General features: G+C 65.0%; 12 protein-coding genes. 8 read left to right on the forward strand and 4 right to left on the reverse strand.

Going from position 1 to position 12,541, the window contains the following annotated elements:
- Nucleotides 1–141 precede the first annotated feature (141 nt).
- Nucleotides 142–1,353, reverse strand: a complete 1,212-nt coding sequence (locus tag AC56KW_RS20845; protein WP_497172588.1) for a serine hydrolase domain-containing protein — start codon at nucleotides 1,351–1,353, stop codon at nucleotides 142–144.
- A gap of 123 nt (nucleotides 1,354–1,476) precedes the next feature.
- Here AC56KW_RS20845 and AC56KW_RS20850 point away from each other — a divergent pair, with 123 nt between their 5' ends.
- A complete protein-coding gene (locus AC56KW_RS20850; RefSeq protein WP_497172589.1) occupies nucleotides 1,477–2,463 on the forward strand; it encodes an LLM class flavin-dependent oxidoreductase in 987 nt (328 codons plus the stop codon).
- 16 nt (nucleotides 2,464–2,479) lie between these two features.
- On the opposite strand, the gene AC56KW_RS20855 is transcribed toward AC56KW_RS20850, so the two are convergent.
- From AC56KW_RS20855 to AC56KW_RS20865, 3 genes are all read right to left on the reverse strand, one after another.
- Entirely contained in the window at nucleotides 2,480–3,073 is a 594-nt protein-coding gene (locus tag AC56KW_RS20855; protein ID WP_497172590.1) for an isochorismatase family protein, read from the reverse strand.
- Nucleotides 3,074–3,151: 78 nt separating this feature from the next.
- On the reverse strand, nucleotides 3,152–5,929 hold the full coding sequence (locus tag AC56KW_RS20860) for a M16 family metallopeptidase (RefSeq protein ID WP_497172591.1): 2,778 nt from the start codon (nucleotides 5,927–5,929) through the stop codon (nucleotides 3,152–3,154).
- 175 nt (nucleotides 5,930–6,104) lie between these two features.
- The gene (locus AC56KW_RS20865) at nucleotides 6,105–7,283 is read right to left on the reverse strand and encodes a PQQ-dependent sugar dehydrogenase (protein WP_497172592.1); all 1,179 of its coding nucleotides are present in this window, start codon (nucleotides 7,281–7,283) and stop codon (nucleotides 6,105–6,107) included.
- A 132-nt stretch (nucleotides 7,284–7,415) separates the two neighbouring features.
- On the opposite strand from AC56KW_RS20865, the gene mepK reads away from it, so the two are divergent.
- The 7 genes from mepK (at nucleotide 7,416) to AC56KW_RS20900 (ending at nucleotide 12,358) form a co-directional block, all read left to right on the forward strand.
- Complete coding sequence (mepK, locus tag AC56KW_RS20870; RefSeq protein WP_497172593.1) at nucleotides 7,416–7,970, forward strand: peptidoglycan L,D-endopeptidase MepK; 555 nt, start codon at nucleotides 7,416–7,418, stop codon at nucleotides 7,968–7,970.
- 43 nt (nucleotides 7,971–8,013) lie between these two features.
- Entirely contained in the window at nucleotides 8,014–8,796 is a 783-nt protein-coding gene (locus AC56KW_RS20875) for a hypothetical protein (RefSeq protein ID WP_497172594.1), read from the forward strand.
- Nucleotides 8,793–9,092 (forward strand): hypothetical protein, encoded by a 300-nt coding sequence (locus tag AC56KW_RS20880; RefSeq protein WP_497172595.1) that lies wholly within the window; start codon nucleotides 8,793–8,795, stop codon nucleotides 9,090–9,092. Before AC56KW_RS20875 ends, AC56KW_RS20880 begins: the two co-directional genes overlap by 4 nt.
- Before the next feature lie 118 nt (nucleotides 9,093–9,210).
- Nucleotides 9,211–9,723 (forward strand): ferritin-like domain-containing protein, encoded by a 513-nt coding sequence (locus AC56KW_RS20885; protein ID WP_497172596.1) that lies wholly within the window; start codon nucleotides 9,211–9,213, stop codon nucleotides 9,721–9,723.
- 190 nt (nucleotides 9,724–9,913) lie between these two features.
- Nucleotides 9,914–10,360 carry an SRPBCC family protein gene (locus AC56KW_RS20890; RefSeq protein ID WP_497172597.1) on the forward strand — a complete coding sequence of 149 codons (447 nt, stop codon included), beginning with the start codon at nucleotides 9,914–9,916 and terminating at the stop codon, nucleotides 10,358–10,360.
- A gap of 438 nt (nucleotides 10,361–10,798) precedes the next feature.
- Nucleotides 10,799–11,899 (forward strand): PQQ-dependent sugar dehydrogenase, encoded by a 1,101-nt coding sequence (locus tag AC56KW_RS20895; RefSeq protein WP_497172598.1) that lies wholly within the window; start codon nucleotides 10,799–10,801, stop codon nucleotides 11,897–11,899.
- Nucleotides 11,900–11,914: 15 nt separating this feature from the next.
- Nucleotides 11,915–12,358, forward strand: coding sequence for a thioesterase family protein (locus tag AC56KW_RS20900; protein ID WP_497172599.1), 444 nt, complete (start codon nucleotides 11,915–11,917; stop codon nucleotides 12,356–12,358).
- Nucleotides 12,359–12,541: the final 183 nt, after the last annotated feature.

A 12,541-nucleotide genomic window follows, 5' to 3' on the forward strand; every position in this document is an offset into this window, starting at 1 on the left:
GCGCTAACGCAATTATTGGTTGGCGTTTTGCGTCGAGTGAGGAATCCAGTGTATGAACAAGCTACAGATGGGAGCGCACGATAGCCGCACAGAAATACATTATCGTCGCTTATTTTCTTTTATCTTCAGCTCATCTTTCGCTTATTGCAGAGCTCCCACTACTGCAAGCGCGGAAAGTGTGCCGAGCTGCGTGTACAGCGGCAGCACCACGCTGCGGTCGTCCGGATAAACCCGGTTCGACAGGAAGACGTAGAAACTTTGTGACTGCGGATCGACCCACAGGATGCAGCCGGTGAATCCCGTGTGGCCATAGCTGCCCACCGGGTAGATCGTGCCGCGCGGACGCTTGGCATACGGCGAATCGATGTCCATGCCCATCCCCCGCAGCGAGGCGACGCCGGATGGCGACTGCACCGTCGTCAGCAGGCGCACGCTTTCCGGGGCCAGGATGCGCGTCCCGTCGAGTGTTCCATTGCCAAGCAGCATGCGGCCAAAGCGGGCGACATCGCCCACGGTCGAGAACACCCCGGCCGAGCCGCCGACGCCGCCCATGCGGCGCACGGTCGGATCGTGCACCACGCCCTGCAGCAGCGCACCCGGCGCCAGGTCGCCATGCGCCGTCGGCAGCTGTGACGCTTCGGTGGTGCCGCGCTGGGTCGGCGCGATCGACGCCGCCGGCATGCGTTCCAGGGGCCGGTAGCCCGTACTGGCCATGCCCAGCGGTGCGAAAATGCGCTGCTGGGCGAAACGGTCGAGCGGCATGCCGGACGTGCGCTCGACCAGCAGGCCAAGCAGGATGTAATTGATGTCCGAATAACGGAAGAAGCTGCCGGGCGGATGGGTGACTTCCTGCGCGCAGGCCAGCGCCAGCGCGGCCGCCTTGCCCTGCCATGCCGGCTTGGCCGGCAGGCCGGACGCCAGGCCCGAGGTATGGGTCAGCAGTTGGCGCACCGTGATCGCTTCCTTGCCGCCGCCGGTGCATTGCGCAAAGTACCGCGTGATCGGCGCCTCCAGGTCGATGCTGCCCTCCTCGGCCAGCATCAGCACCGCGGGCGCCGTCACCAGCACCTTGCTGAGCGAGGCGACGTCGAACACGGTGTCTTGCCTGACGGCAGCCGCCCCTTCTTCATAGCTGAGCTTTCCGTAACCGCGCTGGTAGAGGGCCGGGCCACGCATGGCCGGGCCACGCATGGCCGGGCCACGCTCGAGGTGGTAGACCGCGCCCGGCAGCTTGCGCGCGGCGATCGCGGCCTCGATGGCGTGGTCGACCGCCGTCACGCGAGCGGGTTCGACATGGGTGTCGGCCGTCATGGTGGCGGGCGTCGATGGGTGAACGCAGCTGGCGAGCAGCATGGCAGCGGGAAGAATACGAAAAGAATATCTCAGCATCATGAAGAAATAGTACTACCAAGCAGCGGACGCGGCGTTTTTGGGTGGTCGCGCACGCGTTTTTTTCCATCGGCGTATCATGGATCCATGATTCCTTTCTCGATACTCGACCTCTCGCCGATCGCTGAAGGCAGCGATGCGGCCACCTCGTTCCAACGCTCGCTCGACCTCGCTCAACATGGCGAGCGCTGGGGTTACAACCGTTTCTGGCTGGCCGAACACCACGGCATGCCGGGCATTGCCAGCGCCGCCACCGCGGTGCTGATCGGCCACGTGGCGGCCGGCACCTCGCGCATCCGCGTGGGCGCCGGCGGTATCATGCTGCCGAACCACTCGCCGCTCGTGATCGCCGAACAATTCGGCACGCTCGAGGCGCTGCATCCAGGCCGCATCGACCTCGGCCTGGGCCGCGCGCCCGGTTCCGACCACACCACCGCGCGCGCGCTGCGCCGCAACCTGGCATCGGATGCCGACGAATTCCCGCAAGACGTCGTGGAGCTGATGGATTATTTCGCCGGTTCGACCCGCCGCCCGGTGCAGGCCGTGCCTGGCGCCGGCCTGGACGTGCCGGTCTGGATTCTCGGCTCCAGCCTGTTCGGCGCACAGCTGGCGGCGCACCTCGGCCTGCCGTATGCGTTCGCGTCGCATTTTGCGCCGCAAATGATGATGCAGGCGATCGATATGTACCGCAGCAACTTCCGTCCATCGGAACAGCTCGACAAACCGTACATCATGCTGGGCTTTAACGTGTTCGCCGCGGAGACCGACCAGGAAGCGCACTTCCTGGCGACCTCGATGCAGCAGGCCTTCGTCAACCTGCGCACCGGCCGTCCGGCCAAGCTCAAGCCGCCGGTGAGCGGCTACCTCGAAGCGCTCGACCTGCCCGAGCGCATGATGCTCGACAGCGTGCTGTCGTGCTCGGCGATCGGCTCGCGCGTGACGGTGGCGCACCAGCTGCGTGCTTTCATCGAAAAGACCAAGCCCGACGAGCTGATGATCACGTCGCAGATCTACGACCACGCGGCGCGCCTGCGGGCTTACGAGATCACGGCCGATATCCAGCGCGCCGGTTGACCATCAGCGCCCGGCGTCACGCGGCGCCGGTCCCCGCCTGCAAGACGTCGATCAGGGTGCGCGTGGCGCGCACCCTCCCCATTTTCGGGAACATCGTACCGCACGCGAAATGGTGGGCGTCCGCCTCGAAGCTGCTCATCGCATCCTCGGCGAACACCAGCTTGAAGCCAAGATCGTAGGCCGCGCGCGCCGTCGATTCGACGCCGAAATTGGTGGCGATGCCGCCCATCACCAGCGTATCGATGCCGCGCCGCCGCAGTTGCTGCTCGAGTTCGGTCCCATAGAAGGCGCCCCACTGGCGTTTGACGATGACGAGGTCTTGCGCCTCGACGCCGGCCTCCGGCGCCAGCCATGACGCATCCGGTGGCGCCGCCGGCGCTCCCTGCGGCCGCAGCGGCGCATCGGCCGGCACTTGCGGCAATTCGTTCAACAGCACGTGCACGTAGATGACCAGGCCGCCGCGCTCGCGCATTTCTTGCGCCAGCAGCACGCAGTTGCCGACCACGTCCTCGGCGCTGTGCGGCGCAAGGTCATGCTTGACGTTGCTGTTCTGGAGATCGATCAGGACCAGCGCGGTATGCGCCGGGTCCAGGGTGAGTTGTTGGTCCATGGGCAGTCCTCCTGCCGATAGTGTCCCCGAAACCCGGCCTGTCCGGCGCACAGGCCGGGCAGGCCGTCATGATGACATTTACGGCAGTGGTTTGCCGTCCACGTCGATCCGGCGTACCTCGCCCAGGTTCAGGGCGCGGATGTCCTTCTCGACCTTGGCCATGTCCCCCACCACCACCCACACCAGGCGCTGCGCGACGAAGCTGCGCGCCGCCAGGGCATTCGCCTGTTGCGGCGTGAGCGCCAGCGCTTTCTCGGTAAAGGTATTGTAGTAGTCCTCTGGCAGGCCGTACTGCAGGATCGTCGAATACGCCCCGGCCAGCTGGCCCGCGGTCTCGAAGCTGCCCGGCAGGCGCAGGGTTTTATTGTCCTGCGCGAACTTGAGCTCGTCGTTCGCGATCGGCTTGGCGCCGGCGATATTGCGGTACTCGGCCACCAGTTCCTTGAGCGCGTCGCCGGTCTTGTCGGTCTGCACCGGCGAGATGCTCATGAACTGGCGCTGGCCGATCGCCGGCGACACCAGGCTGCGCACCCCGTACGACCAGTGCTTGTCCTCGCGCAGGTTCATATTGATGCGCGAGCTGAAGGTGCCGCCGAACACGTCGTTGACGAGTTCCAGCGGCAGCGCATCAGCGCTGTTGCGCGGCGGCGCCAGCTGGCCGCCCAGGATCACGCTCTGCAGCGCGCCCGGACGGTCGACCAGGTACACCACCGGCGCGGCGCGCGGCGCCACCTCGGCGATCGCCTTCTTCGGCACGTCGCCCGCTTTCCACGAAGCGAACGCCTTCTCGAGCAGCGGCTTGATCTCGGCCAGCGTGGCGTCGCCCACGACCAGCAGGGTGGCGTTGTTCGGCTTGAACCAGGTCGCGTGGTACTTGGCCAGGTCGGCGCGGGTCATGCGCTTGACGGCTTCCTCGGTACCGCTGCCGGTGCCCGGCTTGGCGTACACGTGGTCCTGGCCGTACAGCAGCGCCGGCGCAAGGCGGATCGCGATCGACTGCGGATCGGCCTTCTCGCGCGCGATCGCGGCCAGGCGGTCCTGCTGCAGGCGCGTGAACTCATTCTGCGGGAAGGATGGGTTCAGCACCAGGTCGGCGTACAGGTTCAGCGCCTGCGGCAAGGTGGCCTTGAGCGCGTTCATGCCCACGAAGGCGCCATCGAGGTTGGTGCTGGCGCCGAAGCTCGCGCCTATGCTTTCCAGCTCTTCGCCGATCTGCAGCGACTTGCGGGTGCGCGTGCCTTCTTCGAGCATGCGCAGCGCCAGGCTGGCCACGCCGGGCATGTCGGCGCTGTCCGAGGCGTAGCCGCTGTCGACCAGCAGTTGCAGGTTGACCACCGGCGCTTCATGGCGTTCGGCCAGCACGACTTTCAGGCCGTTCGACAGCGTGGTGCGCTGCATCGGCGGCAGCTTGAGCGACATCGCCTTGCCGGTTTCCGGCGCCTTGCTGCGGTTGAGGGTGGGCGCACTGGCGGCCAGGCCGGTCGGGAACGGATCGATCTGCAGCACGAAGTCGCCGTCGCCGAGCCAGTCGTTCATCGCTTTCCTGACCGTGGCCGGGGTCGCATCCTTGATGCGCTGCAGGTAGACCTTGTAGCAATCCGGATTGCCGGTATAGGTCTCGCACGAGGCCAGCAGGTCGCTCTTGCCGCCGAAGCCGCCCACGCGCTCGATCATGCGCGTGTACTGGGCCAGGATCGCGGTCTTGGCCAGGCGCAGTTCGGCGTCCGTCGGGCCGCTCTTCATCAGCGCACGCAGCTCTTCGTCGGCGACCTTTTCCATCTGCGCGACGTCGCCGCCCGGACGCGCGGTCAGGGTCATGCTGAACTGGCCGCCGATCTCGGACGAGCTGTCGCTCGCGGTGGCGCTGGTGGCCAGCTGGTCCCGGTACACCAGGCGCTTGTACAGGCGCGAAGTCTTGCCGCCGCCCAGCACGCGGGCGGCCAGGTCGAGCAGCGCCTCTTCTTGCGTATGGGCGCCGGGCACGTTCCAGGTGCGGTAGACGCGCGATTGCGGCACGCGGTCCTGCGCCACCGTGCGGTGGGTGCCGCTGCGCCTGGCGATCCAGGCGTCATGCTTGGCCAGCGGCGGGCCCGGCGGGATCGCGCCATAGTATTGCTCGACCTTCTTGCGCGCCTCTTCGGGCGAGATGTCGCCCGACAGCACCAGCACCGTGTTGTTCGGGCCGTAGTTCTGCTTGAACCAGTCCTGCACGTCGGTCATCGAGGCCGCGTCGAGGTCTTCCATCTTGCCGATCACGGTCCAGGAATACGGGTGGCCGGCCGGGTAGGTGTTGGTGGTCAGCAGTTCCCAGGCGATGCCGTAGGGCTGGTTTTCGTATTGGCGCTTCTCGTTCTGCACCACGCCGCGCTGGATGTCGAGCTTTTTCTTGTCGACCGTGCCCAGCAGGTGGCCCATGCGGTCGCTCTCGGCGAACAGCGCGTAGTCGAGCATCGAGGTCGGCACGTTCTGGAAGTAATTGGTGCGGTCCTGGTTGGTGGTGCCGTTCAGGTCGGTCGCGCCGATGCGCTCCATCGCGTTCAGGTAGGTGTGGTTGAAGTTGTCGCTGCCGCTGAACATCAGGTGTTCGAACAGGTGGGCGAAGCCGGTCTTGCCCACTTTCTCGTTCTTGGAACCGACGTGGTACCAGGTATTGATCGCCACCACCGGCGTCTTGCGGTCTTCGTGCACCAGCACGGTCAGCCCGTTCTTGAGCGTAAACTTGGTGTACTTGATATCCGGGATCGGGATGTCCGGCGCGGCGGCCGGTTTCACTGGCGCGGCGTGGAGCGAAGATACGCCGGTGGCGAGCGCGAATGCTGCCGCCAACTGGATGCTGCGACGAACGGAAACTGCCATGCTGCTCCTCCTGGAAAAGTCGGGGAAGGACGGGAATGAAACGGCAAGGCGCGCCTCGGGAGACGCGCCTTGCCCAATATTCATTCTAGGCAGGTTTCACGTTGCCAACAAACAAAAATACGCTTGCATACACCGCGCCGGCGTCACTTCATGCGCCGCGCATCACTGCGCGACCTCAGCGAGGAACAATCCGGAGCAAACTTCCCTTGGCTTCGTCGGTCAATACATACAGCTGGCCATCCGGGCCTTGGCGCACGTCGCGTACGCGCTTGCCCACCGGCAGCAACTCCTGGGCCGTCACCTTGCCCTGGGCGTCGAGCTGCACGCGGCGCACGTCCTGGCCGGCCAGGCTGCCGCTGAACAGGCTGCCCTGCCACTGCGGGAAAGCCTTACCCGTATAGAAAGCCAGGCCCGACGGCGCCGGCGACGGGGTCCACACGACGATCGGCTGCGCCGTGCCCGGCACTACCTTCATGCCGATCGGCTCGCGGGTGCCGTAGTCCAGCGTGTAGCTTTGCAGCGGCCAGCCGTAGTTCTTGCCTGCCTCGATCACATTGATCTCGTCGCCGCCGCGCGAACCGTGTTCGTTGGCATAGACGCGGCCGCTTCTTGGATCGCGTGCCAGGCCCTGCACGTTGCGGTGGCCGTAGCTGAAGATTTCAGGACGGGCATTGGCCTGCCCCGCAAATGCGCCCTGGCCGACCGGCTGGCCGGCATCCGTCAGGCGCAGGATCTTGCCCGTGTGCGAGGCCAGGCTCTGGGCGTGGTCGCGCGCCAGCATATTGCCGATGCGCTGGGGCGTATTGCCGCCATCGCCGATGCTCATCAGGAGCGTGTTATCAGGCAAGAACAACAGGCGCGAACCGAAGTGCTGGCCGCCGCTCTTGCCGAGGTTGACCGCGAACAGCTGCTTGATGTCGGTCACGCGCTTGCCGTCGAATACGCCCTGCACCAGCACGGTCCGGTTTTCTTCATCGGTGCCGCTCGACATCGTCATGTAGATGCGCGGATTCGTCGTATCGGCGGGATGGACCACGATGTCGAGCAAGCCGCCCTGGCCGCTGGTGTACAGGTTCGGCAAACCGTCGAGAGGAATTTGCTGGAAGCTCTTGCCGTTCAACAGATGCAAGCTGCCCTGCTTGCCGGTGACCAGCATGCGGCCATCCGGCAGCCAGGCCATGCCCCAGGGTTGCGGGGCGCCGGTGGCGACGGTTTCAAGCTTCCAGCCCTTGGCGAGCGGCGGCTTGTCGACCGGCGTCACTTCCTGCGCGATGGCGGTCGCACCGACCGACGCCAGCGTGGTGGCCAGGGCCAGTGTCAAGCTCACGCACTTCGGGATCATACTCGGCACCATGATGTCTCCTTAAAAACATTGAACACTTGACATCGTAGCCGATTTGCCGCAATTTCCTTCACTTTATCTGCACGATCGGCGTAATGGGCGTATCATTGACGGTTCAATGAACCAGCGTAAGGACTTCCTTCAATGATTCAACGACGCTCCTTCCTCAAGAGCTCACTCCTCCTCGCTTCATCCTCCCTCGCCCTTCCAACCCTTGCCAAGAATACATCAGCCAACACCGGGATCCTGTCCGGCGAATGCTGCCTGCGTTTCTATAACACGCACACTGGCGAGAAGCTCAAGAGCACGTTCTGGGCTGAAGGCGAGTTCGACCAGGATGCCCTGAAAGACATCAATAAAGTGCTGCGCGACCACCGCAGCAACAAGATTGCTGAAATCGACCCTGAACTGCTGTTGCTGCTCGGCCAGCTCAATGGCAAGCTCGACAACAGCAAGGAATTGCACATCATCTCGGGCTACCGCGCACCCGAGTCGAACGCCTTCCTGCGCAGCCACGGCAGCGGCGGCGTCGCCAAGCGCAGCCTGCACATGGACGGCAAGGCCATCGACATCCGCCTGCCGGGCACCGACCTGCGCACGCTGCAAAAAGCGGCGATGTCGCTCAAGGGCGGCGGCGTGGGCTACTACGCCAGCTCGCAGTTCGTCCACATGGATACCGGCCGCGTCCGGTATTGGTGAGATGGGCGCGCGGCACGTCGTCCGCGTCGCCGCGTCAGTCGCCATGGGCTCCGTGCTCATGGCGGCATCGCTGTGCCTGCCTGCGCATGCCGCCGGGCAGAGCACCGTCACCGTCAAGTCCACCCGCGATCCGGTCGACAAGTCCTACCGAAAAATGATCAGGGGGATGGAGCGCTTCGAACGCGAACGCGCCTTCGCTCCCAACGCCACCCTGCGCTTCCAGCTGCTGCCGCGCCTGCCGTCGGTCGACATGCGCGGCATCACGCTGCGCATCGCGGGCGATACCGTGTCGGTGCCGGTCGAGATCGACGAACACAATTATTTCGTCCTGCCACGCAATGCCCAGGCCCTGCAGGAAGACGCCGCCGTGCTCGCCAGCCGCAAGACCGCCAGCATGACCTGGCGCGCGCGCATTGAAACGCCCGGCTTGCCGGCCGGCACGCGGCGCCTGGGCGACCTGCGCCTCGAATGCCGGGTCGGCAAGGAGGCCGGACTGGTGTCGAACAGCTCGCCGCTGTTCGGCTGGATCTCGGACGCCCTGAACACGCCCGAGGGCGTGTGTACCAGCCCGGATGGCAACTACCTGTTCTTCGCCGAACGGCCGATCTTCGCGGTCACCCTGCGTGCGGGCGAGCGGGTCAAAACCCTGCCTTTCAATATGCTGTATGCCGGCGGCGACCAGACTCCCGACATGCTGCCCTTCTGCGATTGCCAGGTGTTGCTCGACCGCACCTATTATGTGCCGCTATGGGATGCGAGCTGGCCCGATGACACGCTGGTCGAATTCGCGTACATGGTCGACGCGCCAGGCGAGGTGGCGCCATGAAGCTGGGCCTGCTTTTAGGCGCGGCGCTGCTGTCCGGCTGCGTGACGCAGCCGGCGCCGCCGGGTTCCGTCGTCGCCGCCGAGCGGCTGGCCGCGACCGTGGTGGCTGGGCGCACCACCAAAGCCGAACTGCTGGCCGCCTTCGGCCCGACGCAAAACGTACGCTTCGACAGCGGCTACGAGGCCTGGGTCTATCAGTCGCCGGTCGGCGGCGGACAATTTGCCGAGTTCGTCGTGCTGATCGACCCGTCGGGCATCGTCAGCAAGACGCGCACACGCGCGCCATCTCGAAAATGAAGATCCGGTGCGCCGGATTCAGCGTCAGTGTGTAGCACTTAACAAACATGATTACTTAACTCTGCGAAGGTATCGGCAGGGCGACAACGCCACCTGTACAAACATTCACGGAGGAATCATGACGACGACTGCAGACGACAACTTCAACGACTGGCTGCGCGATGCCCACGCGATGGAAAAGCAGGCCGAGCAGATGCTGACGGCGCAAGCCGAGCGTCTCGAACACTATCCCGAGCTGCGCGCGCGCATCGTGCAGCACATCGACGAGACCCGCTGGCAGCATAGCGTGCTCGACGAGATCCTGGCCCGCCGCGGCACCGACAATTCGGTCCTGAAGGATATCGGCGGCCGCCTCGCAGCCTTCGGGCAGGCCGTGGGCGGCATGGCGGCGAGCGACGAGGTCGTCAAGGGCGCCATGGCGGGTTATGTGTTCGAGAACGTCGAGATCTCGAGCTATACCGCGCTGATCGCGGCGGCGAAATCCGTCGGCGATACCGCGACCCAGGCCCAGCTGGAGCAAATCCTGGAGCAAGAGAAGGCGATGGCGGCCTGGCTGCTGGATCACCTGCCGCAGGTGACCCAGGCCTTCCTGGCACGTTCGGCGACCCCGGGCGTTGAAGCGAAGAAATAAGCTTCCAGCACTGTCAGCTGCCTGTTATTGGGCAAAAACAATGGTTTGGGATGGCGCGATATGTGCTGTTCCAAACCATTTGTCGTTTGGTGCATCAAAAATCGTGCGCCGATGTCGAATCCTGGACCGCTGCTTCGTCGTAGTATCAGAGGAACGTCCTCTGCCGCTACCACACAAGGAGATCATCAGCATGTCCACCAATACCGTCGCGCTGCACCGCGTGATCAAGACGACGCCCGACCGCCTGTACCGCGCGTTCACCACAGCCGGCGCCTACGCCAAATGGCTGCCGCCGTACGGCTTCTATGGCACGGTCCACGAGATGGATGCCCGCGTCGGCGGCCGGTACCGCATGGCGTTCACCAACCTCACGAACGGGCACAGCCATTCCTTCGGCGGCGAGTACCTGGAGCTGGACCCTGGCAAGCGCGTACGTTACTGGACCCAATTCGACGATCCGCAGTTTCCCGGCCGGATGCAGACCACGGTGGACATGCGCGAGGTGTTGGGCGGCGTCGAGGTGCACGTCACGCAAGACGGCATTCCGCCGCAGATCCCGACCGAGCTGTGCTACCTTGGCTGGCAAGAGTCGTTCGCACAGCTGGAGAAACTGGTCGAGCCCGACATCAAGGACTGAGCGGCGCCTTGTAGCCGGCGCGCCACGGCAGTGCCGGCATTCGCTGGCACAATGGCGCAAGCGAACACTACCTCATGGAGGCGGGCATGCAGATCGGGCATTGGCAAAAGATGCTGTCGCTGTTCGGAGCGTTGCTCATCAGTATGAGCCTGCTTGCCTGCGGTGGCGGCGGCGGCAGTCCCGGCGCACCCGGGCCGGTCACACCACCGGCCGGCACCGGATCGCTGGCCATCAGCGTCAGCGGCCTGCCTGCCGGCGTCGATGCCATCGTGCGCGTCACCGGCCCCGCCAACTACCAGCAAGACCTCACGCAGTCGCAAACCCTCGGCAACCTGGCGCCCGGCAGCTATGCCATCGCCGCTTCGCCGGTGACGAGCGGCGGCGTCGTCTACCACGCCACGCCGGGCGCGCAAGCCGCCGCGGTCGGCCAGCGCCAGCGTGCGCTATGCCACCGGCGCGCTCGGCCTCGCCCTTACCCTGGTTGCATCCAACCTCGACAATCCGACCTGGCTCACCGCGCCGCCCGGCGACCGGCGGCTGTTCGTCACCGAGCGCCCGGGCCGGGTGCGCATCATCGAGAACGGCAGCACGCGCGACCTGCCCTACCTCGACATCCGCGCGCGCGTATCCACCGGCGGCGAAGGCGGCCTGCTGTCGCTCGCCTTCGATCCACAGTTTGATCGCAACGGTTATTTCTACGTCTATTACACCGACTTGCAGCGCAATATCGTGGTCGAGCGCTTCAGCGCCGGCGCCACCCCGACGGCGGCCAATCCCACGTCAGGCCTGGTGATCCTGCGCATCCCGCACCCCACTTACCAAAACCATTTCGGCGGCCAGCTCGCCTTCGGCCCGGACGGCTACCTGTACCTGGCGCCAGGCGACGGCGGAGGCGCGGGCGACCCGCAGGGCAATGCGCGCAACCTGTCGAACCTGCTTGGCAAGCTGCTGCGCATCGACGTGGCGGGCGCCACGACGGCCCAACCCTATACGATCCCGGCCGGCAATCCCTACCGCGACATGGCCGGACGCCGGCCCGAAATCTGGGCCTTTGGCTTGCGCAACCCATGGCGGTTCAGCTTCGATGGCGGCCGGCTGTATCTGCCCGACGTCGGCCAGGACCGGCGCGAAGAGGTCAATATCGTTGCCGCCGGCCAGGCCGGCGTGGACTACGGCTGGAACGCCATGGAAGGCACGCTATGCCACGGCGCGTCCACCTGCGACCGCACCGGCCTGACCCTGCCGGTCTTTGAATACGACCACGGCACGGGCAATGCCAACGGCTGCTCGATCACCGGCGGCTTCGTCTACCGCGGCCGCGCCCTGCCCGAGCTGGCGGGCCGTTATTTCTACTCCGATTTCTGCGGCGGCTACCTGAAGAGTTTCCTTGCCAACAGCAGCGGCGTCGCCGAACAGCGCGACTGGGACATCGACGATATCGGCCGCGTCGTCTCCTTCGGCCAGGATGCCGAAGGCGAGCTGTACTTACTCACGGGTGGCGGAGCCATCCATAAAATTGGACGCAGTGCCCCGCAATGAGTTTAGAATAAACAGATGGCACGCTTACAACTCAATCTTCCCGAAGACCAGTTTTACTATTCGACGCAGCTGACAGTACGGGTCACCGACATCAACGCCGCCAATCACCTTGGCAACGAATCGATGATCGCGATGATCTCCGAAGCCCGGGCGCGCTTCCTGTTCGAATTCGGTGTCGCCGAGACCGAGCGCGACGGCACTGGCATCATCGTCACCGACCTGGCTGCGACCTACCGCGCCGAAGCGTATGGACGCGACCAGTTGCTGTTCGAAGTCGGCGTGATGGATTTCAACAAGTACGGCGGCGACCTGATCTTCCGCATCACCCGCCCGCGCGACCGGACGCTCATCGCCATGGCCAAGTCGGGCTTCGTCTTCTACAACTATAAATCCAGCCAGGTGTGCTACATGCCCGAGGATTTCCGCAACAAGTTCGAGCGCGTGAACTGGATCGACTGATCGGCCAACGCTCACCTCACGCACCCAGGCGCGCCCCGTCCCGGTTTCCGGCACGGGGCGTTTTGTTTGGCGATGTACACGTTAAATATGGATGAGCGTTGAACTGTTGAGCTGCCCGGCGGTCCAACCCCTATCGTCGTCCATAGGAGTGAATCGTGAAGGCGCCCCGGTTCAAAAAGCTGG

The organism is Telluria sp. RT2P19 (genome assembly GCF_059685725.1).

What these genes read in the sequence shown, in the direction of transcription:
- AC56KW_RS20845 (WP_497172588.1), bottom strand. Translation starts at nt 1,353, where the DNA reads ATGCTGCTCGCCAGCTGCGTTCACCCATCGACGCCCGCCACCATGACG.
- AC56KW_RS20850 (WP_497172589.1), top strand. Translation starts at nt 1,477, where the DNA reads ATGATTCCTTTCTCGATACTCGACCTCTCGCCGATCGCTGAAGGCAGC.
- AC56KW_RS20855 (WP_497172590.1), bottom strand. Translation starts at nt 3,073, where the DNA reads ATGGACCAACAACTCACCCTGGACCCGGCGCATACCGCGCTGGTCCTG.
- AC56KW_RS20860 (WP_497172591.1), bottom strand. Translation starts at nt 5,929, where the DNA reads ATGGCAGTTTCCGTTCGTCGCAGCATCCAGTTGGCGGCAGCATTCGCG.
- AC56KW_RS20865 (WP_497172592.1), bottom strand. Translation starts at nt 7,283, where the DNA reads ATGGTGCCGAGTATGATCCCGAAGTGCGTGAGCTTGACACTGGCCCTG.
- mepK (WP_497172593.1), top strand. Translation starts at nt 7,416, where the DNA reads ATGATTCAACGACGCTCCTTCCTCAAGAGCTCACTCCTCCTCGCTTCA.
- AC56KW_RS20875 (WP_497172594.1), top strand. Translation starts at nt 8,014, where the DNA reads ATGGGCTCCGTGCTCATGGCGGCATCGCTGTGCCTGCCTGCGCATGCC.
- AC56KW_RS20880 (WP_497172595.1), top strand. Translation starts at nt 8,793, where the DNA reads ATGAAGCTGGGCCTGCTTTTAGGCGCGGCGCTGCTGTCCGGCTGCGTG.
- AC56KW_RS20885 (WP_497172596.1), top strand. Translation starts at nt 9,211, where the DNA reads ATGACGACGACTGCAGACGACAACTTCAACGACTGGCTGCGCGATGCC.
- AC56KW_RS20890 (WP_497172597.1), top strand. Translation starts at nt 9,914, where the DNA reads ATGTCCACCAATACCGTCGCGCTGCACCGCGTGATCAAGACGACGCCC.
- AC56KW_RS20900 (WP_497172599.1), top strand. Translation starts at nt 11,915, where the DNA reads ATGGCACGCTTACAACTCAATCTTCCCGAAGACCAGTTTTACTATTCG.